Origin of the sequence: Pseudoxanthomonas sp. F37 (assembly GCF_022965755.1) — a bacterium.
Classification (GTDB): Bacteria; Pseudomonadota; Gammaproteobacteria; order Xanthomonadales; family Xanthomonadaceae; genus Pseudoxanthomonas_A.
Genome location: NZ_CP095187.1, coordinates 2319719 through 2345369 on the forward strand (window position 1 = coordinate 2319719; position 25651 = coordinate 2345369).

Consider the following 25651-nt stretch of genomic DNA (forward strand, 5'->3'; position numbering starts at 1 on the left):
AAAGGCGCGGTCACCCGCGCCTTTTCGCTTTCCGCAAACCGGACGTATCAGGGCTTCTTGGCCCAGGCGCTGCACCAGCCCTTCGCGGCGACCGAGTTCTTGGGGAACAGCGTGCACGGGCCATAGGCCTGGCCCGCCGCCGCCTTGAAGAAGTTGCAGTTGGCGCACTGGTCGCCGGCCTTGTGCTTGGGGTGCTTCGCGGTGGCGGCGTTCTCGGTGTAGGCCAGCGCCTTGGCGGTCGGATTGTTGGCATCCAGCTTGGGCAGGGCGGCAGGCGCGGCGGCCTCGGCGCGCCCCATATGCCAGGCCAGCGGGGCCACGGCGGCGGCGGTCAGGGTGGTGGTCAGGAAACGGCGGCGGGAGGCATCGTGGCTCATCTGGCTGGGCACCTGCGGGAAGGAGTCGCCAGTATCGCGCCCGCGTCCGGCTCCGGCATTGCGCAGGATCAATGGACCCTGCGGGCGTGCGGACGGGTTCCGCTAGAATGCGCGCCATGAACACCCTGCCCTACGACGCCGACCAGCTGCGCGACCGCGCGCAGTCCATCATTGCCAATGTGCGCGAGCTGTCGCAGCTGGGCTGGACCCCGGCCACCAGCAGCAATTTCTCGCAGCGGCTGGACGAGGAGCATGCGGCCATCACCGTCTCCGGCCGCGACAAGGGCCGGCTGGTGGAGGCGGACATCATGGTGGTGGACTTCGAGGGCAAGGCCGTCGGCAGCGACCATCGCCCCTCGGCGGAAACCCTGCTGCACACCCAGCTCTACCGGCGTTACCCCGAGATCGGCTGCGTGCTGCACACGCACTCGCTGGTGCAGACGGTGGCCTCGCGCCTGTTCGCCGGCGCCGGCCATGTCCGGCTGGAGGGTTTCGAGCTGCTGAAGGCCTTCCACGGCAACCACACCCACGAGATGGCCATCGACGTGCCGGTGTTCGCCAACACCCAGGACATGCCGACCCTGGCCGCCCAGGTCGACGCGCTGCTGGACCGGCAGCCGCTGTGGGGCTACCTGATCGACGGCCACGGCCTGTACGCATGGGGCCGCACCATGGCCGAGGCGCGCCGGCACCTGGAAGCCTTCGAGTTCCTGTTCGCGGCCGAACTGGAGCTGCGCAAGCTCGGCTGCCGCGGCTGACGACCGCCGGTCATCCCCGCGTTACCTTTCCGCAACCGGGTGTCCGGGCCGGGTTTGCTACTCTAACGCCCCCCTCGCCGCCTCACGCCACCGCCATGAGCCGCCTGCGCATCTTCAAGGAATCCGACCCGTCCACCCCGGAGTTCGCCAGCTACGATCCGGACTTCATCGCCACCGAGCTGAAGAAGATCGGGGTGACGTTCGAGCGCTGGAAGGCGAACAAGCCGGTCGAACCGGGCGCCTCGCCGGAAGAGGTGATGGACGCCTATCGCGCCGACATCGACCGCCTGGTGGCCGAGCGCGGCTTCAAGAGCGTCGACGTGGTCAGCATCGCGCCGGACCACCCGCAGCGCGAGGCGATGCGCGCCAAGTTCCTCGACGAGCACTACCACAAGGAAGACGAGGTGCGCTTCTTCGTGGCGGGCTCGGGCCTGTTCACGCTGCACGTGGATGGCAGGGTCTATGAGATCGAGTGCGTGCAGGAGGACCTGATCGCCGTGCCGGACGGCGCGCTGCACTGGTTCGACATGGGCCCGGAGCCGCGCTTCGTCGCCATCCGCTTCTTCACCGAGCCGGATGGCTGGGTGGGCCACTTCACCGGCACCACCATCGCCCAGCAGTTCCCGCGCTACGACGGTCTGACCGAAGGACACTGATATCCGCTGGCGGGGTTTGGCCCCGACTCGCGGATGAAACGGACAGCCAGCGGTCAGGGCTGAAGCCCTCCCCCTCTTTCCCCCCGCCCCCTTGCCATGCCCGTTTCCGCCATCCTGACCGACATCGAAGGCACCACCAGCAGCATCTCGTTCGTGAAGGACGTGCTGTTCCCTTACGCGCGACGCGCCCTGCCCGGCTTTGTGCGCGACCATCGCGACGACCCGGACGTCCGCCGCTGGCTGGACGTGGTGGCCACCGAGCACGGCAGCATCTGCAGCGACGACGTCATCGTGGAGACGCTGCAGGGCTGGATCGACCAGGACCGCAAGCACACGGCGCTGAAGGCGCTGCAGGGCATGGTCTGGGAGGCGGGCTACCGCGATGCCGACTTCACCGCCCACATCTATCCCGACGCGGCGCCGGCGCTGCGCGACTGGCACGCGCGCGGTTACCCGCTGTACGTGTATTCGTCCGGCTCGGTGCCGGCACAGAAGCTGTTCTTCGGCCATAGCGATGCCGGCGACCTGACACCGCTGTTTTCCGGCTGGTTCGACACCGAGGTCGGCGGCAAGCGCGAGGCGGACAGCTACCGGATGATCGCCGGGCGCATCGGCGTGCCCGCCAGCGCCATCCTGTTCCTGTCCGATGTGGTGGAAGAACTGGATGCCGCGCGCGAGGCCGGGGTGCAGACGCGCCTGATCGACCGGCTGGACGATTACCCGCGGCCCCGCGAAGGCGAGGCCGCGCACGGGCATGTGCGCGTGGCATCGTTCGCCGACATCGCGCTGCCCGACTGAGTCCGCTCCATGGCGTCGCAACGCACGGCCACGCTGACCGGGCTGGCCGCCATCCTGCTGTGGGCTTCGCTGGCGGTGCTGACGACCGCGACCGGCAACCTGCCGCCGTTCCAGGTGCTGGCGGTCAGCTTCGGCATTGCGGCGCTGCTGGGCCTGGCGCGCGCGGCGCTACGCGGCGCGGCGGGCTGGCACGAGCTGCGCCAGCCCGGCGCGGCACTGGCGCTGTCCACGCTGGCGCTGTTCGGCTACCACGCGCTCTATTTCATCGCGCTCAAGCGCGCGCCGGCGGTGGAGGCGAACCTGCTCAACTACCTGTGGCCGCTGCTGATCGTGGTGTTCGCCGGCCTGGTGGGCGGGGTGACGGTGCGTGCCGGGCAGTGGGCGGGCACGCTGCTGGGCCTGGTGGCCGCGGTGCTGCTGGTGACCCGCGGGCATGGCCTGCAGATCGACAGTGCGCACGTGCCGGGCTACCTCGCCGCGCTGGGCGCCGCGGTGATCTGGGCCGCGTATTCGGTGATCAACCGCCGCTTCGCCGATGTCCCCACCGCCGCCATCACCGTGGCCTGCGCGTGCGTCTCGGTGCTGGGCGCCGCGACGCACCTGCTGTTCGAGCGCACGGTCGCGCCGGACGCCACCCAGTGGCAGGTCCTGGTCGTGATGGGCATCGGTCCGGTGGGCGCGGCGTTCTGGCTGTGGGACCACGGCACCAAGCGCGGCGACATCGCCCTGCTGGGCAGCCTGTCCTACCTCGCGCCGCTGCTGTCGACCCTGCTGCTGGTGGCGTCCGGCCGCGCGCAGGCGCACGGGATCCACGCGATCGCCATCGCCCTGCTGCTGACGGGTGCCTGGCTCAGCGTGCGCGCCAGCGCTTCGCGCTGATAGCGATTCGCGTTTCCGCACGGTCGGGGCGATCTGGCTAGACTGCGCGCCACGTCGCCCGCCCGCCTTCGCCAGCCCGCTACGTGGACCTCGCCCGCCAGCCCCCGCTCGCCCGCCAGGTTCCAGGACGCCTCCTCCGGGAGGCGTTTCCGTTTCAGGACCCGTGGATCTTCTCGCCGCGCGCGAGCATGGCAACCAGCTTCTCCACGCGGGCCTGCCGGGTCTGCGGCTTCACCGCCGTCTGCACGCGCCAGCACACCGCGTACCGGTTGGTCTTGTCGAGCGTGTCGAAGAAGGCCCGGGCCTTGCGGTTCTTCGCCAGCGCCCGGGCGAGTTCCACCGGCACCTCCATCGATCCGGCGCCATCGTAGGCCGCGTCCCACCGGCCATCGGCCCTGGCGGCCTCGACCTCGCGCATGCCCGCCGGCCGCATCCGCCCGGCCGCGACCAGGGCTTCGATCCTGGCCACGTTGATCTTGGACCACGTGCTGCGCGCCCGGCGCGGCGTGAAGCGCTGCAGGAAGCACTGCGCGTCGAAGCCCTTCTTCTGGCCGTCGATCCAGCCATGGCACAGCGCCACGTCCAGCGCCTCGGCGTAGCTCACCGACGCGACGCCCGAGTCCTTCTTGGCGATCTTCAGCCACACGCCCGTGGATCCCGGATGTCGCTCCAGCCAGCGTTCCCACGCCGCAGCGTCCACGAAATGTTCGATGGGAAGTTCCGTCGCGGCCATGATCAGGGCTCCGCCATCTGCAGGCGATACGACGTGCGGGCCGAGTGTTCGCCGCGCCAGCGGTCGAAGGCGCGCACCTCGACCGCATGCTCGCCTTCGGCCAGGTCGGTGGGCAGCGCGCCGCGCCACAGGTGCGGGGACGCTTCGGCTTCCGGGGAGCGGTCGTAGCCACGCAAGGCATCGCTCGTGTCGTCGCGCATGTTCTCCACCAGCAGCCGTGGATCCGGCTGCTCCACGCGCTTCATCGGTTTCCATTCGCCGCCGTCGATACGGTATTCCACACGGGTCTGCGCATCGCCCATGTAGACATTGGCGAACACGCCCCACGCCGGATACGCGCCCTTGCGCAGTACCCGCGGCGCGTGCAGGCCGATGCCGCTGTCGTCCGCCCCGCGCGCCGGATGCCACGACAGCGCGTACCCGCCGCCCGCGCGCACGCGCAACCGCGCGTAGCCATTGGGCGTACCGTCGGCCATCGTCGTGTCGGGAATGCCGTCGGCGTCCTTCACGCCCGACCAGTAGGCGCCGCAGGCGGCGCCGACATTGTATTCGTGCAGCGGCTTCTCGCCGTGCCAGCCGGTGGAAGCATCGTGGTACCAGTGCCGCTGGGTGTGGGTGTGCCCGCTGAGCAGCAGCACGTGCGGAAAGTCCGCCAGCAACGCGAACAGGCGCTTCCGGTCGGCGGCGCGGAAACCGCGCGCGCCGGGTTCGTAGAACGGGATGTGCACGCCGATCACCAGCAGGCGGTCCTTGCGGACCGTGGGCAGGTACGCCTGCAGGAAAGCGAACTGGTCCTCGCGCAGCCCGCCGAAGTACGCAGGCGTGCCCCCGGGCTGGTAGACCACGTCATCCAGGCCGATGAAGGTGGCGGCCTCTTCTTCCCACGCGAACGTGTCCGGTCCCAGGTGATGGCGGAACGTGCGCAGCGAATCCTCATCGCCGGCGGCATCGAAATCGAGATCATGGTTGCCCGGGATGAACAGCCAGGGCACCTGCAGGCTCATCGTCGTGCGCAGGATCTGCGGGTACAGCGACAGGTCGTCGCTGGTCACATCGCCCAGGGTCAGGCCCAGCGCGGCCCCGTGCTTCCCGACCAGCGGCTGCACGATGTCCCGCCAGTAGTAGTCGACGTCCTTCACCGAAGATGTCTGGCTGTCGGCGAACAGCAGCACCTCGAGCGTGCCGTCCTTCGCCACCGGCCGTGGACGCAGCCCGAAGTGCGTGCAATCGGGCTGGCGCTGCGGGATGCCGCCGTATTTCAGCCTCGGCCCGGCGTGGTACTGCAGGTTGCGCCAGCGGGCCGGCAGGCCGTCCGGCCGCACTGCCAGCTCGTAGCCCGCCGGCTTGATGATGAAGAGCGTGCGGCCATCGACGTAATCCAGCCCGTATTCGCCCTGCGCATCCGTGACCGCGATCTCGACACCGTTGGACACCTTGATGCCCGGCAGGCCAGGCTCCCCCGCGTCGCGGGTCCCGTTGCCGTTGCGGTCCTCGTACACCTGTCCCCCGCTGCAGGGCGGCGGCAGCGCATGGGCGGGGACGGCCAGGCAGGCCAGCAGCAGGACGATGAACGAAGCACGCACGGCGACTCCAGCGGGGGCGACCGGCGGATTATGGCGCAGGGCCGATGTCCTTGTAGGAGCGCCCTCGGGCGCGATGCTCTTCGCTACGGTTGCCGAAAAAGCATCGCGCCCGAGGGCGCTCCTACAATCCGCTGGGATGCGTCACCGGGGGGCGTGGCGCTCCCGCAGCACACCGACCGCATCGGCCAGCGACAGGCCGCGTGCGCGCAGCAGAACGGTCAGGTGGTACAGCAGGTCGGCGCTTTCGCCCAGCAGTGCGGTTTCGTCCTGGGCGACGGCGGCCAAGGCGGTTTCCACGCCCTCCTCGCCCACCTTCTGCGCGATGCGGCGTACGCCGGCTTCGAACAGCCGCGTGGTGTAGCTGTCCGCCGGGCGTTCGCGCTCGCGCTGCGCAACCAGGGCATCCAGCTCCGGCAGGAATGCGGACGGTGCCGACGGGAAGCAGCTGGCACGCTGCAGGTGGCAGGTGGGCCCGTGCGGACGCGCGAGGACGAGCAGCGTGTCGTCGTCGCAGTCGGCCTGGACCGACACCAGTTCCAGCACGTGGCCGGAACTCTCGCCCTTGGTCCACAGCCGCTGCTTGCTGCGACTGAAGAAGGTCACGCGCGCACTGGCGAGCGTGGCCTGCAGCGCTTCGCGGTTCATGTAGCCCAACATCAGCACCCGCAGCGTCGCCGCGTCCTGCACGATGACGGGCAGCAGGCCCTCGCCCTTGTCCCAGTCGAGTCCGGAGGGGTCCAACGCCGGTTGCCGGTTGTCAGTGGCCACGCCTCACCTCGATGCCTTGTTGCGCCAATGCCTGCTTCAGTGCCGGAATGCGGACGTGCCCGCTGTGGAAGACGCTGGCCGCCAGCGCGCCATCCACATCCGCCTGCAGGAACACGTCGGCGAAATGCGCCACCTCGCCCGCGCCGCCCGAGGCGACCAGCGGCACCTCGCAGACGGCGCGTACCGCGCGCAGCTGCGCCAGGTCGTATCCGCGCCGCACGCCGTCCTGGTCCATGCAGTTCAACACGATCTCGCCCGCGCCCAGGCGCTGCGCCTGCACGACCCAGTCCAGGGTCCTCAGTCCGGCACCCTGCATCTTCGACGGGTCGCCGGTATAGCGGCGCACGCGCCATTCGCCGTCGGCTTCCAGGATGGAATCCACACCGACCACCACGCACTGCACGCCGAAGGCACGTGCCAGCTCGCCGATCAGGCCCGGACGCTCCAGCGCGGGCGTGTTCACCGACACCTTGTCGGCCCCGCTGTACAGCACGCGACGGGCGGTCTCCACGTCGCGGATGCCGCCCGCCACGCAGAACGGAATGTCCAGCAGCCGCGAAACGCGCTCGATCCAGGCGTAGTCCACCGAACGTCCTTCCGGGCTGGCGCTGATGTCGTAGAACACCAGTTCGTCGGCCCCTTCGTCGCGGTAGCGCAGCGCGAGGTCGGCGATATCGCCCATGTCGACGTGGTCGCGGAACTTCACGCCCTTGACCACCCGGCCTTCGCGCACGTCCAGGCAGGGAATGATGCGCCGGCTCAGCATGCCAGCGCCTGCGGCAAGGCGAAGCGGCCCTCGAGCAACGCACGCCCGAGCACGATGCCGGCGCACCCCGCTTCGCGCGCCCCCATGACATCCGCCACCGCGCTCACGCCGCCGGACGCCTGCACGGCCAACCCCGGCACGCGGGCACGCAGGTGGGCGTACAGGCCCAGGTTGGGGCCGCTCAGCATGCCGTCGCGGGCGATGTCGGTGCACAGCAGGTGGCGCAGGCCTGCGTCCGCGTAACGCAAGGCCAGGTCGTCCAGTGTCCCGGATGCCATCTCCGTCCAGCCATGCACGGGCAGACGCCAGGCGCCGGTATCGTCCAGCCGCGTGTCCAGCGCCACGGTGATGCGCTCGCTGCCGAACTCGGTCAGCCACGCCACGACCGCATCCGGGTCGCGGACCGACAACGAACCGATGACGACACGTTCGGCCCCCGCGTCGAGGATGCGCGCCACATCGTCGCGGCCGCGCACACCGCCGCCGGTCTGCACCTTCAGCGGGGTCGTGCGCGCGATGTCGTCCAGCAACGGCGCAAGCGTGTAGCCGCCGGCGCGCGCCGCGTCCAGGTCGACCAGGTGCAACCATCGGGCACCCTGCGCAGCGTAGCGCTGCGCGACCTCCAGCGGCGTGCCGTCATAGCGCGTCTCGCGGGCGTAGTCGCCCTGCGCCAGCCGGACGACGCGGCCCTCGCGCACATCGATGGCGGGATAAACGGTGAAACCTGTCATTGCAGTCCGTACTCGATGAAGTTCTTCAGCAGCCGCGCGCCGACGGCACCGGAGCGCTCGGGATGGAACTGCGCACCCGCGACGTTGCCCCGCTGCACGACGGCGGCGAAGCGCTGGCCGTGCTCGCTGCTGCACAGGCAGTCGTCGTCGACGGCGGCGGCGTAGCTGTGGACGAAATAGGCGTGGTCCCCGTCTGCGATTCCCTCCACCAGCGAGCCGCCGCGCCGCCGCTGCAGGGTGTTCCAGCCCATGTGCGGCACACGGATGCCGGGGGCGGCCCGCAGCTTGCGTACGCTGCCCGGCAGCAGGCCCAGGCAGGGGGTGTCCTCCTCCTCGGAATGGGCGAACAACAGCTGCACGCCGACGCAGACGCCCAGCAGCGGCCTGTCCAGGGTGCGCAGCACCTCCACCAGGTCCAGGTCCCGCAACCGCGCCATGCACACGGCAGCGGCGCCCACGCCGGGCAGGATCACCCGGTCGGCGGCGCGGATCGCCGCCGCGTCGCCGGTCAGTTCCGCGTCCACGCCCAGGCGCTGCAGGGCGTAGCGTACCGAGCCGATGTTGGAGCCACCGGCATCGACCAGCACGACCTTCGTCACAGCGCCCCCTTGGTGCTGGGCAGCTCGGCGCCCTCGCGCTTCACCGCCTGGCGCAACGCGCGCGCCAGGGCCTTGAAGCTGGCTTCGACTTTGTGGTGGTCGTTGTCGCCTTCCACCTTCAGGTTGAGGTTCAGGCCGGACGCATCGCAGAGCGAGCGGAAGAAGTGCGGCACCAGTTCGGTCGGCAGGTCGCCGACGCGCTCGCGCCGGAACTGGCCCGCGAAGACGAAGTACGGCCGCCCGCTGAAGTCCAGCGCGGCGCTGGCCAGGGTCTCGTCCATCGGCAGCGTGAAGCCATAGCGGCCGATGCCGCGCTTGTCGCCCAGCGCTTCCTTCAGCGCCTGGCCCAACGCCAGACCGGTGTCCTCGACGGTGTGGTGCTCATCGATGTGCAGGTCGCCATCGGCGCGCACGTCCAGGGCGAAGCCACCGTGCTTGCCGATCTGTTCCAGCATGTGGTCGAAGAAGGGCAATCCCGTCTTGGCGACCGGCTCGGCAATGCGGTCAAGGTCCACCTCCACGCGGATCTTCGTTTCCTTGGTGTTCCGCTGCACCACCGCGCGGCGCGGGGCGTCGGCCAGCTCGTGCGCGATGCCGGCCCAGTCCCACTCGCCGCCGAACTGCGGGGTCTTCAGCTGGAACGCGCGGATGTTCAGGTTGTCGGCGAACTGGTTGTCCGTCGGCCGGTCGCCCACCATCGCCGAGCGCGCCCAGTCGATGCTGCGGTCCTGCAGATACGGGACGACCAGTCCGATGCCGGGCTTGCGCGTGGGCCTGTTCTCGTGCGGCCAGCTTTCGTCGATCAGCACGTCGCGGAAGCGGATGCCCTGGCTTTCGAACACCTGCATCATCAGCGCATGCGGGCCTTCGAACGAAGCGCGCGGATACTGTTCGCTGCCCAGCCCGTCCTGGTTGCTGACCATGACGAACTGGTAGCCCGCATCGCGCAGTTTCAGCAGCGCCGGGATGACACCGGCGACGAAGCGCAGCTTCTCGTACGCATCGATCTGGAAATCGTCCGGTTCCTCGATCAGGGTGCCGTCGCGGTCGATAAAGAGAATGGGCGTCATGCGGCCTGCTCCCTTGCGTCGAGGGCCGCGATCACGCGGTCGTTCTGTTCCGGCGATCCGATGGTGATGCGCAGCGCATCGCCGAGCTGCGGCGCGGCGCGCTGGTCGCGCACCACCACGCCGGCCGAGAGCAGGGCGCGGAATGCGCGCCCGGGGTCGTCGAAGCGCACCAGCAGGTAATTGCCCTGGGAAGGATAGACGCGACGCACGCCCGGCAGGCCGCCGAGTGCGTACAGCAGACGTTCGCGCTCGCGGCGCACCACCGCCACCCGTTCGCGGGTCTGGGCGAGCGCCGGGTCGGACAGCCCGGCCAGGGCCAGCTCGGCGCAGGGCGTGGGCACCGGATACGGCGCCTGGCAGCGCTGCAGCACGGCGATCAGTTCCGTATCACCGATGACCACGCCGATGCGCGCGGCGGCCAGGGCATGGGCCTTGGACAACGTGCGCAAGACAACGACATTGGCATGCGCATCCAGCAGCGTCGTCGCCGAAGCGCCGTCGGCGAATTCGCCATAGGCCTCGTCCACCACCACCAGCGCGCGGCCTTCCAGCGCGCCCGCCAGCGCCACGATGCCGTCCAGCGGGATGGCCGAGCCGGCCGGGTTCGATGGCGAGCACAAAAACACCAGCTTGGCGCCCTGCCCCAGTGCCGCCTCGCCGATGGCGTCGAGATCGGCGGCCAGGCCGGCGTCGCCATCGACCAGGGGCACCTGGATGATGCGTGCCCCCTGCAGGCGCGCGCACACCACATACATGCCGAACACCGGCGGTGTCACCACGATGGCGTCCTGCCCGGGCACGCACAGCGCGCGTACCAGCAGGTCGATGGCCTCGTCGCTGCCGCGACCGATCAGCAGCTGGTCGGGCCCAACGCCATAGACGTCCGCCAGCCGTGCGCGCAACGCGGGGGGCTGGGGATCGGGATAACGGCGGCTGTGGCCCTGCGCATCCGCCGGATTGGCCCAGGCGGACTCGTTGGCGTTCAACCAGACATCGCCGCGCAGCGCCTCGCTGCGCGCGGACTTGTAGCCGGCGAAGTCGCGCAGGTCCGGCCGGACGAGGTCGAGCAGCGCGCTCATGCCGCCACCTTGCGCAGGCGCAGCGCGACGGCATTGGCGTGGGCGTCCAGTCCTTCGGCGCGTGCCAGGGTCAGCGCACAGCCACCGATGGCCGCGATGCCGGCGCGGCTGGCCGACTGCACGCTGACGAAATTCTGGAAACTGGCGACGCTGACGCCGCTGTACGCCCGCGCCGCGCCGCTGGTGGGCAGCACGTGATTGGTGCCGCTGCAGTAGTCGCCCAGTGCTTCCGGCGTGTAGTCGCCGAGGAATACCGAGCCGGCGGCCTCCACCTTGTCCAGCCATGCGCGCGGTTCGCGCAGGGCGACGATCAGGTGTTCCGGTGCATAGCGGTTGCTGATGGCGAAGGCGTCGTCCAGGGTGGCGACCTTGACCAGGCGCGACGCCGACAAGGCCTGGCGTGCGATGTCGGCCCGGTCGAGTGCGGCAAGCTGCGTGGCCAGTGCGTCCTGCACGCCTTCGATCAGCCCCTCATCGTCGGACAACAGCAGCACCTGCGAATCCGGGCCATGCTCGGCCTGCGACAGCAGGTCCGCCGCCACAAAGGCCGCGTCCGCGCCGGCATCGGCGATCACCAGCACTTCCGAGGGGCCCGCCGGCATGTCGATGGCGGCGGCACCGGCCTGCGCGACCTGCTGCTTGGCTTCGGTCACGTAGCTGTTGCCGGGCCCGAACAGCTTGTCGCACTTGGGCACGCTGTCCGTGCCGAAGGCCATCGCGGCGATCGCCTGCGCGCCGCCCAGCTTGAACACGCGGCGCACCCCGGTCAGCTGCGCGGCCACCAGCACCGCCGGGTCGGCGGTGCCGTCCCGGCGCGGCGGCGTGCACAGCACGACTTCGCGGCAGCCGGCCAGGCGCGACGGCACGCCCAGCATCAGCGCCGTGGAGGGCAAGGGCGCGCTGCCGGCGGGCACGTACAGGCCCACGCGCGGGATCGGCCGGATCATGCGTTCGCAGACCACGCCGGGGGCGGTTTCCACGGTGTACGGCTGCGCCATGCCGGCGCGATGGAAGGCTTCGATCCGTTCCGCCGCGTCCTGCATCGCCTGGCGCAGCTCGGCGGACACAGCGGCGTGCGCCGCGGCGAACTCCTGCTCGCTCACCTCGAAGGTTTCAAGCTCCACGCCATCCAAGCGCGCGGTGGCCTCGCGCAGCGCCACGTCGCCGCGCGCCTGCACGTCGGCCAACAGTCCGGCCACGGCATCGCGCGTGCGCTGGGCGACCGTCTGCACCGGCCGCGCCAGCAGGGCATCGCGCGCGGCGTCATCCAGCGCATTCCACTCGTACACCGGTGCGGGCGAGGCACTCATGCCAGCGACCTCTCGACCGACAGGACCATCAGGCCCTGCGCACCGGCGCGCTGCAATTCCTCCAGCCGCTGCCAGGTGACGGCGCCGTGGCACATGGCCTGCAGCGACAGGCGTCCGTCCTCGCCGCCCGGCAGCGTGACCAGGCCATCGCTGTCGGTCAGCAGGCGCGACAGCGCCGGCACGGTCTCGCGCTCGGCACGGAACATCAGCAGCTTGCTGTCCTTGAGTTTCAGCACGCCGTCGAGGCGGCGCAGCAGCATGTCGGCCAGGCCGGCGCGGGCGTCGTCGAACTCGCGCGCCGGTCCGGCCAGCACCGCCTCGCTGTCGAGCAGGGTTTCCACCGGCTTCAACTGGTTGGCGGCGAGCGTGGCGCCGCTGGAAACCAGATCGCAGATCAGGTCCGCGGTGCCCAGCTTCGGCGCGATCTCCACCGAGCCCGACAACTCGACGACCGCCGCCTCGATCCCGCGTGCCTGCAGCCACTGCCGCAATACCGACGGATAGCTGGTGGCGATGCGCAGGCCCTGCAGCTGCTGCGGCCCCTGCCATTCCCAGCTTTCGGGGACGGCCAGCATCAGGCGGCAGCTGCCGAAGCCGAGCGGACGCAGTTCGCGATAGGCCTGCGGCAGCCCGATCAGGGCCCGCTCGCCGGCCTGTTCGTCCAGCTCGTTGCGCCCGACGATGCCGAAATCGCACACGCCGTCGGCGATCAGGCCGGGAATGTCGTCGTCGCGCACCAGCAGCAGGTCGACCGGCAGGGATTCGCCGTAGCAGAACAGCTTGTCGCGGCTCTCGCGCCAGCTCAGGCCGCAGGCGGCCAGCAGGGTGCGGGCGGGTTCGGCCAGCCGCCCGCTCTTCTGGATGGCGATGCGCAGACGCTCGCGCGTGGCGGGGGTCAGGGAGGGACTCATGGACGGACTCAGTGGGAGGCGGAAGCCGTCGCCGCCTGCTGGCGGTGCACGGCGGCGGCGTAACCGCCGGCGCCCCGCTCCAGGGTACGGGCGACGCGGCCGATGGTGGTCACGCTGACCTGGGTGAGGTCGTGGATTTCCCGGTAGGGAACACCCTTCAACAAGAGCGGCACCACGCGCCAGCGATCGGCCATGGCCTCCAGCTCGGCAGGCGTGCACAGATCTTCCAGGAAGGCCCGCACCTCGCCCGCGTCCGAAAGCGCCGCCAAGGCCCTGGCGAGGGCCTGGAGGGGGGCGTTGTCGGCGATTTCATCCTGGGGAGAGCGGCGCTTCATGTCGACGGTCATGCACCAATGTATTAGCGTGTTAATACATTAATCGAAGAGCAGAACGACCGTCAAGCCGGGGACTGTCTGGAATGCGGCGCGCTTTCCGTTACTTCCGGCATGGGCACGCCAGGGGACCGACGATGGGCTGGAGCGGGCAAGGACGATGAGTACACTGCCAAGGACGCCGGAGGGCGCCGCGGGCGACAGCCGCGGCGCCCGGAGCGGCCACCCGGGGGGGATGGGCATGGGGGAATGGAAGGACGTCATCCGGCACCGGCTAATGGCGCCGTGGTTCCTGGTGCTGGCGTTGTGGCCGCTGGCCGCCGCGGGCGCGACGCAGGCGCACGTCTCACACGACGCCAGCTACCTGCCCTTGGCACCGCAGACCACCTACCTGCATGACGCCGGCGGCGCGGCCACGGTCCAGGACGCCAGGCGTCTGCACGCCGAGGGCCGTTTCGCGCCCCTGCCCGATGGCGATGCCTCGTTCGGGTTCCAGACCGGCGCATTCTGGTTCCGGGTGGACGTCGTCAACGGCAATCCGCGCGAACAGCGCTGGCTGCTGGTGCAGCAGTACGCGCTGAGCGACCGCATCGACGTGTACGCGCGCTACCCCGATGGCCACACCGTCCACCATGCCGGCGGCGACACGTTCCCCTTCGAGCAGCGCAGCATCCGCTACCGGCATCCGAACTTCTGGCTGGACCTGCCCAGCGGCCAGCCGGTCGAACTGCTGGTCAGGGTGCAGAGCCAGAGTTCGATGCAGGTGCCGCTGTTCCTGTACACGCCTGCGGCCTTCGCCGAGCTGTCGCGCGACGGCCAGCTGGGCATCGGCATCTACTACGGCATTCTGCTGGCGCTGTTCTTCTACAACCTGGTGCTGTGGCTGGTGCTGCGCGACGGCAGCTATTTCTGGTACCTGTTCCACATCACCGCGTTCGGGCTGGTGCTGTTCACGCTCAACGGGCTGGGCTTCGAATACTTCTGGCCGCATTCCACCTGGCTGGCGGACAAGTCGGTGCCGCTGTCGGTCTGCCTGGCGCAGATCGGCATGCAGCAGTTCTCGCGCACCTTCCTCGACCTCAACACGCGATGGCGGCTGGGCGACCGCATCAGCAAGGCGATCATCGCGTTCTTCGTGCTGCTGGGCATCGCCGCCACCCAGTTGCCCTACCACGTGGCCACGCCGATCGCGTCGGCCGCCGTGTTCCCCAGCATCGTCTGGATCGCGGTGATCACGCTGATGGTCGTGCGTACCGGCTACCGGCCGGCCAAGGTCTTCCTGCTGGCGTGGGCGATGTTCCTGCTGGGCACCGGCATCTTCGTGGCGCTGGCCTTCGGCCTGCTGCCCAAGACCTTCCTGACCGAATACGGCGTGCAGATCGGCTCGGCGCTGGAGATGCTGCTGCTGTCGGTGGCGCTGGGCTACCGCTACGCCGCGCTGCGCAACGAAAACGAACGCATCGTGCGGCAGGCCAAGAACCAACTGGAAGAGCAGGTGGTCACGCGCACCGCCGAACTCAGGCAGGCCATGTCGGAACTGGAAAGCGCGCACCACCGGCTGCGCGAATCCAGCCGCCTCGACGGCCTGACCGATCTTTACAACCGCACCCATTTCCGCGAAGCGTTCGAGCACCTGCTGTCGCAATCGCGGAATTCGCAGCGCCCCATCTCGCTGCTGATGATAGACCTGGACCACTTCAAGCGCGTCAACGATACCTACGGCCACCTGGTCGGCGACGACTGCCTGCGCGGCACGTCGAACACGCTGGCCGAGACGCTGCGCCCGCACGGGGCGTTGCTGGCGCGCTTCGGCGGCGAGGAATTCATCGCCGCCCTGCCCGGCATGGGCCTGGGCGAGGCCAGCGTGGTGGCCGAGGAACTGCGCCAGGCGCTGCGGGCCGCGCCATGCCGCAGCGGCGAACTGGAGATCGCGGTCTCGGCAAGCATCGGCGTGCACTGCGTGGACCTGGAGGCCCGCGACAGCCTGGAATCCGCGCTGCAGGTGGCCGACCAGGCGCTCTACACCGCCAAGGCCGAAGGGCGCGACTGCGTGCGGACGTTGTAGGCGCGGGATGCGGATGCGGGAGCGACGCAGGTCGCGCGCGTCGAAGCTATCGCGACTCGCGTCGCTCCCGCATCGGATTTGAAGGCCTCAGCGGTTGCGGACCGCGGCCAGGATCTCGCCCGATTCGACCAACCGCACGGCGGTGGCGACTTCGCCATCCAGCGCGCGATCGCGGTCGAGGAAGGGGATCTTCGCGCGGATCGCCGCATGCGCGGCAGCCACGGCATGTCCCGGATGGAAGGCTTCGCTGGCCGCCAGCGCGGCGCGCAGGGCATCGACCTCGGCCAGGAACACGTCGCGCCCTTCGGCGCCCGGCTGCGGACCGCCCGCCACCTTCGTCGCCAGTCCTTCGGCATCGGTGCGGGCCGACAGTGCGCGCGCGGCATTGATCATGTCGCGCCGCAGGTCCAGCGCCTGTGCGGCGGTGTAGAGCTCCAGCGCCAGCACCTTGCCCAGGTCCTGCACCATGGCCAGCACGTGGCGCGCCTCGTTGGCGCCCATCGACACATGGTCTTCCGCGTTCGCACTGGTCGGCACCGAGAACACGCTGGCCGGATGCGCGCGGCTTGCCAGGTCGTTGACGATGGCCGCGGCGGTGTACTGCACGATCATGTGGCCCGACTCGGTGCCGTCCTCGTTGCCGATCAGGAACGCCGGCAGCCCGTCGTTGGTGGCCGGATCGACCAGCTTGTTGAGGCGGCGCTCGGAGATCGACGCCAGGGTGGGAATGGCCGCCTTCACATAGCTCATCGCCAGCGCCAGCGGCATGCCGTGGAAATGACCGGCGGAAATCACCTGCTCCTCGACATGCCGGGCTTCGCGGTCCGGGAACACCAGCGGGTTGTCGGTGACCGCGTTGAGTTCGATCTCCAGCACGCGCTTGGCCTGCTCCACCGCATCGCGCACGGCGCCGTGCACCTGCGGGATGCAGCGCAGCGAGTAGCTGTCCTGCGGCTGGTGCTTCTTGCCGCCGCGGAACGGCATGAAGCGCTGGTAGAACTTTTCCCGGCCGTGGCGCTGCCCGGTGGGCACCCAGTCCCAGCCGATGTCGAAGCGCAGCGCCTGCGCTTCCGGCGTGTCCCAGCTGTCCGGCAGCCAAGTGCGGAAGCGTGGCACCAGATGGTAGGGAATGTCGGCCAGCGTCGATCCATCCAGCAGGTCGCGCAGCCGCGCCGCCACATGCACCTGGCCCGGGTGCGGGCGCAGGGCGTGCACTTCCTCCGCGAAGGCGCCCAGGCGGCCGGCGAACGCATCGAGGGTCATCGCGGCGGCCAGGTCGGCCGTATCCAGCAGCTGGTCCAGCCGGTAGGTCGCCAGCACGCCCATCGCCAGCATCTGCGCGGTGCCGTTGTTCAGGGCCAGGCCTTCCTTGTACGAGAGCGAGACCGGCGACAGCCCGGCGCGCTCCAGCGCCTCGGCACCGGACATGCGCTCGCCTCCATGGAAGGCCTCGCCCCCGCCCAGCAGCACGATGGCCAGGTGCGACAACGGCGCCAGGTCGCCGGACGCGCCCACCGAACCCAGCGACGGCACCACCGGCACGATGCCGGCGTTGAGCATGGCCGCAAGGGCCTGCAGCGTTTCCACGCGGATGCCGGAATGCCCCTTCAGCAGCGTGTTGATGCGGATGCCCAGCATGGCGCGGACGATCTCCGGCGCCATCGGCTCGCCCACGCACACGGCGTGGGTGACGATCAGGTTGTACTGGAGTTCCTCGTGCAGCGAACGCCCGGACTTCGTCGCGCCCGGCAGTTCGTCGCGCAGCGGGTGCGCGCCCAGCAGCTTGTCGGCATTGCTGCCGAAGCCGGTGGACACGCCGTAGATCGGCTCTTCGCGACGCACCTGTTCGGCCAGGAAGTCGGCCGCGCGGGCGACGTCCTTCAGCGCGCCCTTGTCCAGCTCGACGCTGGCGCCGAAGGCGATCTCGACCAGCCGGTCGCGGGTGAGCGACTTGCCATCCAGCAGGATCGGCTTCATCTCAGCGCCCCGCCAATGCGCGGGCCTGTTCCAGCTCCACCTTCAGGCTGCTGGCCAGTTCCTCGCGCTTCACTTCGAACTGCTGCTCGCGCAGCAGGTCCTTCACCGTCACCGCGCCGCGTGCGCGCTCGTCCTCACCGGCCAGCACGACGAAGCGGATGCCGGCGCGCGAAGCGTACTGGAACTGCTTGGCCAGCTTGCGGCCTTCCATCTGCACTTCGGTGTTGATGCCGGCCGCGCGCAGGCGCCGGGCGATGTCCAGCGACTCGGCCAGCTGGCCCTCGTCCATCAGGGCCACCATGGCCTGCACGCTGCTCTCGTCGCTGCCGGCGATCAGGCCGGCTTCGCGCAGCTGCCAGAACAGGCGGGTCAGGCCGATGGAGATGCCCACGCCCGGCAGCTTCGACTTGGTGTAGTGGCTGGCCAGGTCTTCGTAGCGGCCGCCCGAGCAGATCGAGCCGATCTGCGGGTAGCCGTCCAGCTGGGTCTCGTAGACGGTGCCGGTGTAGTAATCCAGGCCGCGGGCGATGGAGAAGTTCAGGCAGTACGCGCTCTCGGGCACGCCCAAGGCCTTCACCAGTTCCAGCACCTCGCGCAGTTCGGCGATGCCCTGGTTGAAGGTGTCGCTGCCCTGCCCCAACGCGTCCAGCCGCGCCAGCGCGTCGGCATGGCCGGTGCTGCGCACGGCGACGAAGTCGAGGATGCGGTCCACGCCCCCGGCCGACATGCCGAAGCCTTCGCCGGTCAGCGTCTGGCGCACGTAGTCGGCGCCACGCTTGTCCAGCTTGTCGACTTCGCGCAGCACCATCGCCTGCTGTTCGCTGTCGGTGACGCCCTGCGCCTCGAAGAAGCCGCGCATCAGCTTGCGGTTGTTCAGCTGGATGGTGAAGTCGCCGATGCCCAGGTCGCTGAACACCGCGTGGATCACCGCCAGGATCTCGGCGTCGAAGCGCACGCTCAGTGCGTCCTTGCCGATCACGTCGATATCGCACTGGTAGAACTCGCGGAAGCGGCCGCGCTGCTGGCGCTCGCCACGGTAGACGCGCTGGATCTGGTAGCGGCGGAACGGGAAGGTCAGTTCGTGTTCGTGTTCGGCCACGTAGCGGGCCAGCGGTACGGTCAGGTCGAAACGCAGCGCCAGTTCGGGCAGGCCCTCGCCTTCCTTGGCCAGTGCGCCGGTGGACTGGACGAAGTAGACCTGGCGCTCGGTCTCGCCGCCGGACTTGGTCAGCAGGGTCTCGGACAGTTCGAAGACCGGCGTTTCCACGGGCAGGAAGCCGAAGCGCTCGTAGTTCCGGCGGATGGTGTCCAGCATGCGCTGGAAGGCGATCTGCTCGCGCGGGAGCAGTTCCATCACTCCGGGCGGGGTACGGGGCTTGATCAAGCGGGCAACTCCGGCATGCGTAGACAGCGCATTTTACGTGTCCGGCGCCATCGGCCGCAGCCTTCCGGCGCAGCGGACCCGGGCGCGGCGGAAAGTCGGCCCCGGGTCTTGCCCAGGCCGGGGCCGCTCACTATAATGGCGCGCTCAGTCGGGGTGTAGCTCAGTCTGGTAGAGCGCTACGTTCGGGACGTAGAGGTCGCAGGTTCGAATCCTGTCTCCCCGACCAACAAAGAAGTGCAAAAAGGCTGGAAATCTCAGGATTTCCGGCCTTTTTTTGTGCGCCCGGCCCTTGCCCCCTGTTCCGAGCAGAAGGCGGGCCGAGGCCGTACGGCCTCAACCGGATGCCGGCGCCCTGCTCCCTGGTGAGGGGGAAGGAGAAGAACGCTGGCGGGTCAACTCACGTCCGTGGCCGCAGCGTTGGACGGGGAACGGGGGTTCCACCCCGAAATCACGGACGGTTGTAGGAAGGCCGAGACCTTCTGGTCCTGCCTGGCGACTCTTCGCCGCATGCTGGGGTTGTGGAACCACTCGATGCATGCGAACACATCAGCCCTTGCTGCACCGAGTGTCGGGGAGCCGCCACTTCGGAACCGGCGGCCCCGGTCGGCGTGCAGGATCACCGGATGCGTGCCCGGCTGTCCTCGTGCGACTCACGGATGCGGTCAAGCAAGCGCTGATTGTCGAACTGGCGGGCACGGGGCGGGCGCTTGCTCCAGCCGCAATGGCCACTGGCCGACACCCGCAGGCAACGGCACATCCGTCGAACCGGCACCTCATCGCGACAACGTTCGATCGCCTGATACCTCAGGATGCTCCCGCCTGAATCGGCCTTCGTGCAAGCGTCCGCGATAAAAGGGGATGAACCCCGCGCGCGTAGCCCAACGATGAGCCGTGCATAAACCCCACACCGGAGTTTACACAATTTAACTCCAGCGAACTTTTCGCAACAAATGGGCGATCTACGATCGTCGGCGTCGCGCCCACGTCCGCAACCCGGGCAGGCCGAATGCATCCCGGCATTACCGATCCCTTTCTATCAGGTGAGTCCTTCACCCGATGGCAGCCCACCCTGTGGTGCAGGAAGCCTCAGTCGACGGTCCCCACAGCAGTGCGGGTGGCCGATGCTCGCCAGCGAGCAGCTCCGCTGGCGCTCTGCCCTTTGGCCCGCCCGATACAAGGTGGCCGCGATTATGACGTTGCTCCACCCCCACAAACTACAAGAACATGGTCCAGAAGCCAGCGCACGCGATTGCAGATGATCACTTCACCCCCCGTGGCGCTGCGTTGAGATCCTCACGCGCCAATGACGATGCCCGACGTCACGTCTTCAGCAAGTACGAAACCCACTGGTACCTCGGCGCCATCGACCAGGAGCCCGCTGACGAAGGCACGCTGGCCAGCTGGTGGAGCCTCATGGGGCTGCCCAATCTTCCTCCTCTTGTCGATGTCCTGATTCGACAGTCCATTCAACTGTCCACGTCACATCTTCAATTGCGTCGCTCATTGACGGCACTTCCCAGTCCTGCCTCGCAGGACGACGGTGATGACACCGCGGCCTATCCATGGATAGCGCGCATGGCGCTCTACCAGAACGAGCGCCTGTCCATCATCGCTTCGTTCGCTTCTTGCTATGTGGCCTGCCTTCTAGTTTCCGAGCGAATGCAAAATGTTGTCCGTGGCATGGGGCAACTCCAGGCCTTCATTGACGGCCTGGCGGACGGGGGAGCGGTGAAGTCGGCCCCGGCCGGCGTCATCACGCAGATGCACCAACTCCACACCAGGCACGAGTCGTTGGCGTCCGCCAGAGACGAAGCGCTGCTTTCTCTTGCCGAATTCCTCAGTGAACCCTTTGATGTCACCTATGGCCGGGTGCTTCTCGACCGATTGCCTCACGTGCCGGCGCCCAAGCCTGCCATTGGCACGCCTATGGACATGATCAACCGCCGGCCCGACCTGATCGCGCTGAATCATGCTCTTCAGATGGCCCAAAGCACGTCCGCCCCTGATGGCGAGGCGGTATGCGCCGCGTCGCTTGACTATGACCGTGCCCGACTGGGCGCGCGTACCGAAGTTGAGCGCGCCATCCGGCGCATGCGGGCCCACAACAATGCGCTTCCGGCTATCCGCGAATGTGTCCTGGTCGGCGAGCGTTCCATCAGGCAACTCGAGGACGAAGTGCTCCGCGGCCGGGCTCCGCTCGAGTCATTGGCACACGCCCACTACGAGCTGTGCATACGTCGCGACCACGAGATCGAATGCCGCGGCAGCACGTACCTCGCATCGATCGACATCTATCGCGCCATCGGAGGCGGATGGCCCAGCGAAGGCTATCTGAATGCAGATCAGCCGCTGGAGCCCGTCAAGTGATTCCTGTTCGTCGCAAGTCCCTGCTTCCCATCCTCCTCATCCCCGCGTTCCACAGTCCGCTTGAAGCACAGGAACAACCGGCCACCCGCGCCGAAACGTTCGTTGCCGCCGACATCCGCGTGGAGGGACTTCAACGCATCGCAATGGGCACGGTCCTGACGTATCTCCCCATCGAGCGCGGCGATCTGGTGACGTCTTCGGGGCTCGCCGAGTCTTTGCGCTCCCTGTACAAGACGGGGTTCTTCGAGGACGTCCGGCTCGATCGCCAAGGCGACATCCTGGTGGTCACGGTCACCGAGCGTCCGGCGGTCAACAAGCTCACGCTGGATGGAAACAAGGACATCAAGACCGAGGACCTGCTCATCGGATTGAAAGACATAGGATTGTCCGAGGGCGATACGTTCAACCGGCTGAGCCTGGACCGGGTGACGCAGGAGCTGGTGCGCCAGTACAACAATCGCGGCAAGTACACCGTCGAGATCACGCCCACCGTCAGCCCGCTGGACCGAAACCGTGTCGACGTGGCCATCAAGGTAGAGGAAGGCAAGGCGGCCAAGATCAGGCACGTCAACGTGGTGGGCGCAGAGAAGTTCGAGACCGAGGACCTGCTGGAGAACTGGGAGTCCAAGGAGACCAGCTGGCTGTCCTGGTACCGTCGCGACGACCAGTATTCCAAGGAGAAGCTGTCCGGCGACATGGAGCGCCTGAACTCCTGGTACCTGGACCGCGGCTACGTGGACTTCAACATCGACTCCACCCAGGTATCGATCAGTCCCGACAAGCGCGACATGTTCATCACCGCCGGCATCAGCGAAGGCGAGCAGTACAAGATCTCCGACGTGAAGGTCACCGGCGACACGGTGCTGCCGAAGGAGGAGATCGAGAAGCTGGTGATCGTCAAGCCCGAGCAGACGTTCTCGCGCATCCTGCTGGAAATGACGTCCGACTCCATCACCGCCACGCTGGGCAACATCGGCCACGCGTTCGCGCAGGTGAACCCCATCCCGACCATCGACCGCGAGAACCGCACCGTCGCCATCAACCTGCAGGTGGTGCCGGGCCCGCGCGTCAACGTGCGCCGGATCGTCTTCAAGGGCAACACGCGCACGTCCGACGAAGTGATGCGCCGCGAGATGCGCCAGTTCGAGGGCAGCTGGTTCTCGCAGGTCGCCGTGGACCGCTCGCGCGTGCGCCTGCGCCGCCTGGGATTCTTCGAGACTGTCGATGCAGAGACGTCACCCGTTCCTGGCACCGACGATCAGGTCGATGTCGTCTTCACTGTAAAGGAGACCACCTCGGGCAGCTTCATGTTCGGCCTCGGATACTCGCAGACCGACGGCCTGACCACCTCCTTCGAGCTCTCCCAGAACAACTTCACAGGAAGCGGCAATCGGATTGCGGTTTCGGCCAAGCGTAACAGCTACCAGAACGCCTATTCGTTCTCCTACACCAATCCGTACTTCACGGACGAGGGGCTGGCGCTGGGCTACCAGGCCACCTGGAGCGAGATCGACTACTCCGATTACAACGCCGCTCAGTACAACACCACCAATACAGCGTTCCAGAGCGTGTTCGGCCTTCCCATCAGCGAGAACGACTCCGTTTCGATGTCGCTCGGCATAGACAGCAAGCAGGTCACGGTCTATGAGAGCTACACGCCGCAAGCCATCATCGACTACATCGACGCGGTGGGTCAGCGCACCTTCCATGCGTGGCGCTCCGAACTCGGTTGGGCGCGCGATACGCGCAATGACTACTTCATGCCGACCAGCGGCATGTATCAGCGCGTGTCAGCCGACATCGCCCTGCCCGGTTCCACGGTCGAGTACTTCAAGATCAACTACGACCTGTCCAAGTACTGGCCGCTTGCACCATGGCTGGTCATGCTCACGCGCGCAGAGCTGGGCTACGGCGACAGCTACGGCGCTGACATCAAGCGCTACATCTGCCGCGCCAACGGCTCCGACCCCCAGGTATCCGGCCAGACCATCTCGGACGGTTCTTCCGGCCCAGGGGGTGTCTGTGGGGCCGACGCCACCCTGGAGCGCACCCTGGTCGCCAGCGGCCTGCCATTCTTCGAGAACTTCTATGCCGGCGGCACCCGCTCGATCCGGGGTTTCGAGGACAACAGCCTTGGCCCCCGATCGGAAGTGTCCAGTTCCTACCCGGATGGTCAGCCACTTGGCGGGTCGTTCAAGACCATCGGATCTGTCGAACTGCTGTTCCCCAAATTGTTCGACAGCAATGCCGCACGAGTCTCGGCCTTCCTGGATATAGGCAACGTGTTCGACGGCTACAAGTCGTTCGACTCCAAGGAACTCAGGGCATCGACGGGCATAGCGTTGCTGTGGCGCGCGCCCGTGGGCCCCATCTCCATCAGCTATTCCTTTCCTGTTCGCAAGGAAGAGGGCGACAAGCTTGAACGCCTGCAGTTCTCCTTCGGCGGGGGCTTCTGAGAACACGCTGGTCGAGCAACGCCCACACGCCCTCAATCGGCTCAGGACGCCAGGTCGCTTCGCGCCACGGTTTCCGCTGGCGTTGGCGCATGCCGTGCGAACAGGCACGCTGCATGACTTGTCGCCCATCGGTCTCACCGTTTGGCGTCCATCGAGGGCTCCGGTGCGGAGGGCGGCATAGGGGCAAAGTAAAGTGTTACTTGATTTCATCAGTCGCCGTAACCTCGCGTTAAATTAGGTAAATATTGCTGCCTGGAGCGCGCTTCTGAAGGCGTTTGCCCGGATACTTTGACCATGACCAAGGTGCTTCTCGTCGACGACGATGCCGATCTCGCCTCGCTTCTATCTCAGTACTTACTGAGAGAGGGCTTTGAGGCGACCATGGCCCATGATGGCGAGGCAGGCGTGTCCGAGGCCATATCGGGCCACTATGCGCTCGTGGTTCTCGACATCATGATGCCCAAGCTCTCCGGCATCGATGCGCTGCGGTGCATCCGCGAGAAAAGCAATGTCCCTGTCCTGATGCTTACCGCCCGGGGCGACGACATCGACCGCATTGTCGGCCTGAACATGGGCGCCGACGATTATGTCCCCAAACCATGCACGCCCGCGGAGCTGGTGGCACGTATTCGCGCCATTCTCCGCCGCACCGAACGCATCCAGATGACGACCGCAGGATCGGCACCCAAGCCATTGCACGCCGGCGATCTGACGCTCTTCCCTGGCAGCCGGAGCGCCACCTGGCGCGGCGAGGCACTCGAGCTGACCGGCACGGAATTCAGCCTCCTGGAGGTCCTTGTCCGCAACTCCGGCCGACTGGTCAACCGGCACGACATTTCGGTGCAGGCGTTCGACCGTCCGCTGACCCGCTTCGACCGTCGCATCGATGTGCACATCAGCAGCATTCGGCAGAAGTTGGGCGTGCGGGTCGACGGACAACCCTGGATCAAAAGTGTCCGCGGGCTGGGCTATCAGCTCCTGGAGGACTGATGTTCGAACGGATACCGAGCCGCCTGTTCTGGAAGCTCCTTCTTGCGCTGCTGATAAGCGGGGCGCTTTCGATCGTCGGGGCTTACATCATTCTCCGGCTCAGTGGGCACACGCCCCCGCCCGCAAACGAGCACCTGCGCATCGGCATCGTCCCGCTTCTTCCATTTGCACCCTTGCTGTCGATCACCCTGGCTGTCGTCGTGACCAGCGCCGGATTGGCCTGGTATCTGTCGCGCCCTCTCGAACGCCTGAAATGGGCGCTGCGCCGTGCTGCGGAAGGGCGGCTGGACACCCGCGTCCACGCGCTCATGAGTGGTCGTCGCGACGAAATCGTCGACTTGGCCGAGGACTTCGACCGCATGGCGACGCGACTTCAACAACTTCAGGAGTCGCGTCGCATCCTGCTGCATGACATTTCTCACGAATTGCGATCCCCGCTCAGCAGGATTCAGGCCGCCATCGGCGTGCTAGAGCAAGACCCATCCCAGACAGGAATCATGATCGATCGCATCACCAGGGAGAGCGAGCGCCTCGATACGTTGATCGAAGAGCTACTCACCTTGCACCGGATCGAGGATCTGACAGCCAACATGGTCCGCGAGTCGGTTGACGTGATCGAGGTGCTGCATGCGGTGGCTGCAGACGCAGCCTTCGAGGCCCGCGCATCGGCTCGCACGGTGTCCATCGATGCTCCGGGCCGCTTCGTCATGCCCGCCAACGCGGACCTGATCTACCGCGCTTTCGAGAATGCTGTTCGAAATGCGGTGAAGTTCAGCCCACCACAGGGAGACGTCGAAATTGTCGCCGTGGTGGCGCCCGACGGAACGTGGCTCGACGTCTGCATCCTGGACCGCGGCCCGGGCGTGAGCGAAGAGATGCTCGAAACCATTTTCCATCCCTTCACCCGCGCCGGCGGTAGCGAGTCCGTCGCCGGGTCGGGACTGGGGTTGGCCATCACGCGTCGCGCCGTGGAAATGCATGGAGGCCAGGTGTCGGCGGCGCGCCGTCTGGGAGGCGGTCTTAGTGTCCGCTTCTCGATCCCCCTGTCCAGCTGAATGCGGA

Annotated in this window: 23 protein-coding genes, 1 tRNA gene and 1 pseudogene; 10 read left to right on the forward strand and 15 right to left on the reverse strand. The window is 67.8% G+C overall.

Annotated elements, in window-relative coordinates:
* Positions 1–47: 47 nt before the first annotated feature.
* Complete coding sequence (locus MUU77_RS10750; RefSeq protein WP_245086580.1) at positions 48–377, reverse strand: high-potential iron-sulfur protein; 330 nt, start codon at positions 375–377, stop codon at positions 48–50.
* Positions 378–493: 116 nt separating this feature from the next.
* Between MUU77_RS10750 and MUU77_RS10755 the strand changes: the two genes are divergently transcribed.
* From MUU77_RS10755 to MUU77_RS10770, 4 genes are all read left to right on the forward strand, one after another.
* On the forward strand, positions 494–1135 hold the full coding sequence (locus MUU77_RS10755; protein WP_245086583.1) for a methylthioribulose 1-phosphate dehydratase: 642 nt from the start codon (positions 494–496) through the stop codon (positions 1133–1135).
* Positions 1136–1230: 95 nt separating this feature from the next.
* Positions 1231–1791: an acireductone dioxygenase gene (locus MUU77_RS10760; RefSeq protein WP_245086586.1), complete on the forward strand. Its 561-nt coding sequence runs from the start codon at positions 1231–1233 to the stop codon at positions 1789–1791.
* A 96-nt stretch (positions 1792–1887) separates the two neighbouring features.
* Positions 1888–2589, forward strand: a complete 702-nt coding sequence (gene mtnC / locus MUU77_RS10765; protein WP_245086589.1) for an acireductone synthase — start codon at positions 1888–1890, stop codon at positions 2587–2589.
* A gap of 9 nt (positions 2590–2598) precedes the next feature.
* Positions 2599–3468, forward strand: coding sequence for an EamA family transporter (locus tag MUU77_RS10770; RefSeq protein ID WP_245086592.1), 870 nt, complete (start codon positions 2599–2601; stop codon positions 3466–3468).
* 154 nt (positions 3469–3622) lie between these two features.
* On the opposite strand, the gene MUU77_RS10775 is transcribed toward MUU77_RS10770, so the two are convergent.
* The 11 genes from MUU77_RS10775 to MUU77_RS10825 form a co-directional block, all read right to left on the reverse strand.
* Positions 3623–4201 carry a YdeI/OmpD-associated family protein gene (locus MUU77_RS10775; RefSeq protein WP_245086595.1) on the reverse strand — a complete coding sequence of 193 codons (579 nt, stop codon included), beginning with the start codon at positions 4199–4201 and terminating at the stop codon, positions 3623–3625.
* Between the two features lie 2 nt (positions 4202–4203).
* The gene (locus MUU77_RS10780; protein ID WP_245086598.1) at positions 4204–5784 is read right to left on the reverse strand and encodes a calcineurin-like phosphoesterase family protein; all 1581 of its coding nucleotides are present in this window, start codon (positions 5782–5784) and stop codon (positions 4204–4206) included.
* A 141-nt stretch (positions 5785–5925) separates the two neighbouring features.
* On the reverse strand, positions 5926–6552 hold the full coding sequence (gene hisIE / locus MUU77_RS10785) for a bifunctional phosphoribosyl-AMP cyclohydrolase/phosphoribosyl-ATP diphosphatase HisIE (protein WP_245086600.1): 627 nt from the start codon (positions 6550–6552) through the stop codon (positions 5926–5928).
* On the reverse strand, positions 6542–7318 hold the full coding sequence (gene hisF / locus MUU77_RS10790) for an imidazole glycerol phosphate synthase subunit HisF (protein WP_245086603.1): 777 nt from the start codon (positions 7316–7318) through the stop codon (positions 6542–6544). The genes hisIE and hisF overlap by 11 nt, the downstream gene beginning before the upstream one ends.
* Positions 7312–8049 carry a 1-(5-phosphoribosyl)-5-[(5-phosphoribosylamino)methylideneamino]imidazole-4-carboxamide isomerase gene (gene hisA, locus MUU77_RS10795; RefSeq protein ID WP_245086605.1) on the reverse strand — a complete coding sequence of 246 codons (738 nt, stop codon included), beginning with the start codon at positions 8047–8049 and terminating at the stop codon, positions 7312–7314. Before hisA ends, hisF begins: the two co-directional genes overlap by 7 nt.
* A complete protein-coding gene (hisH, locus tag MUU77_RS10800; protein WP_245086608.1) occupies positions 8046–8648 on the reverse strand; it encodes an imidazole glycerol phosphate synthase subunit HisH in 603 nt (200 codons plus the stop codon). The genes hisA and hisH overlap by 4 nt, the downstream gene beginning before the upstream one ends.
* A complete protein-coding gene (gene hisB, locus MUU77_RS10805) occupies positions 8645–9718 on the reverse strand; it encodes a bifunctional histidinol-phosphatase/imidazoleglycerol-phosphate dehydratase HisB (RefSeq protein WP_245086610.1) in 1074 nt (357 codons plus the stop codon). The genes hisH and hisB overlap by 4 nt, the downstream gene beginning before the upstream one ends.
* Positions 9715–10797, reverse strand: a complete 1083-nt coding sequence (hisC, locus tag MUU77_RS10810) for a histidinol-phosphate transaminase (RefSeq protein ID WP_245086613.1) — start codon at positions 10795–10797, stop codon at positions 9715–9717. Before hisC ends, hisB begins: the two co-directional genes overlap by 4 nt.
* On the reverse strand, positions 10794–12107 hold the full coding sequence (hisD, locus tag MUU77_RS10815) for a histidinol dehydrogenase (RefSeq protein WP_245086616.1): 1314 nt from the start codon (positions 12105–12107) through the stop codon (positions 10794–10796). The genes hisC and hisD overlap by 4 nt, the downstream gene beginning before the upstream one ends.
* Entirely contained in the window at positions 12104–13018 is a 915-nt protein-coding gene (gene hisG, locus MUU77_RS10820; protein WP_245086619.1) for an ATP phosphoribosyltransferase, read from the reverse strand. Before hisG ends, hisD begins: the two co-directional genes overlap by 4 nt.
* Positions 13019–13026: 8 nt before the next feature.
* Positions 13027–13353 carry a YerC/YecD family TrpR-related protein gene (locus MUU77_RS10825; RefSeq protein WP_245094389.1) on the reverse strand — a complete coding sequence of 109 codons (327 nt, stop codon included), beginning with the start codon at positions 13351–13353 and terminating at the stop codon, positions 13027–13029.
* Positions 13354–13510: 157 nt separating this feature from the next.
* On the opposite strand from MUU77_RS10825, the gene MUU77_RS10830 reads away from it, so the two are divergent.
* A complete protein-coding gene (locus MUU77_RS10830) occupies positions 13511–15415 on the forward strand; it encodes a diguanylate cyclase (RefSeq protein WP_245086622.1) in 1905 nt (634 codons plus the stop codon).
* A gap of 87 nt (positions 15416–15502) precedes the next feature.
* Here MUU77_RS10830 and MUU77_RS10835 read toward each other — a convergent pair whose 3' ends face one another.
* Entirely contained in the window at positions 15503–17392 is a 1890-nt protein-coding gene (locus MUU77_RS10835) for an aromatic amino acid ammonia-lyase (protein WP_245086625.1), read from the reverse strand.
* 1 nt (position 17393) lies between these two features.
* Positions 17394–18776: a histidine--tRNA ligase gene (hisS, locus tag MUU77_RS10840; RefSeq protein ID WP_245086627.1), complete on the reverse strand. Its 1383-nt coding sequence runs from the start codon at positions 18774–18776 to the stop codon at positions 17394–17396.
* A gap of 149 nt (positions 18777–18925) precedes the next feature.
* On the opposite strand from hisS, the gene MUU77_RS10845 reads away from it, so the two are divergent.
* Positions 18926–19002: transfer RNA gene (locus MUU77_RS10845), tRNA-Pro, on the forward strand.
* A gap of 166 nt (positions 19003–19168) precedes the next feature.
* Here MUU77_RS10845 and MUU77_RS10850 read toward each other — a convergent pair.
* Positions 19169–19593: pseudogene (locus tag MUU77_RS10850) on the reverse strand (hypothetical protein); the annotation flags it as partial.
* Between the two features lie 407 nt (positions 19594–20000).
* On the opposite strand from MUU77_RS10850, the gene MUU77_RS10855 reads away from it, so the two are divergent.
* The 4 genes from MUU77_RS10855 (at position 20001) to MUU77_RS10870 (ending at position 25644) form a co-directional block, all read left to right on the forward strand.
* On the forward strand, positions 20001–21143 hold the full coding sequence (locus tag MUU77_RS10855) for a hypothetical protein (protein WP_245086630.1): 1143 nt from the start codon (positions 20001–20003) through the stop codon (positions 21141–21143).
* A 29-nt stretch (positions 21144–21172) separates the two neighbouring features.
* The gene (gene bamA / locus MUU77_RS10860) at positions 21173–23599 is read left to right on the forward strand and encodes an outer membrane protein assembly factor BamA (RefSeq protein WP_345779077.1); all 2427 of its coding nucleotides are present in this window, start codon (positions 21173–21175) and stop codon (positions 23597–23599) included.
* A gap of 294 nt (positions 23600–23893) precedes the next feature.
* Entirely contained in the window at positions 23894–24589 is a 696-nt protein-coding gene (locus MUU77_RS10865) for a response regulator transcription factor (protein WP_245086636.1), read from the forward strand.
* Positions 24589–25644 carry a HAMP domain-containing sensor histidine kinase gene (locus MUU77_RS10870; protein WP_245086639.1) on the forward strand — a complete coding sequence of 352 codons (1056 nt, stop codon included), beginning with the start codon at positions 24589–24591 and terminating at the stop codon, positions 25642–25644. Before MUU77_RS10865 ends, MUU77_RS10870 begins: the two co-directional genes overlap by 1 nt.
* Positions 25645–25651: the final 7 nt, after the last annotated feature.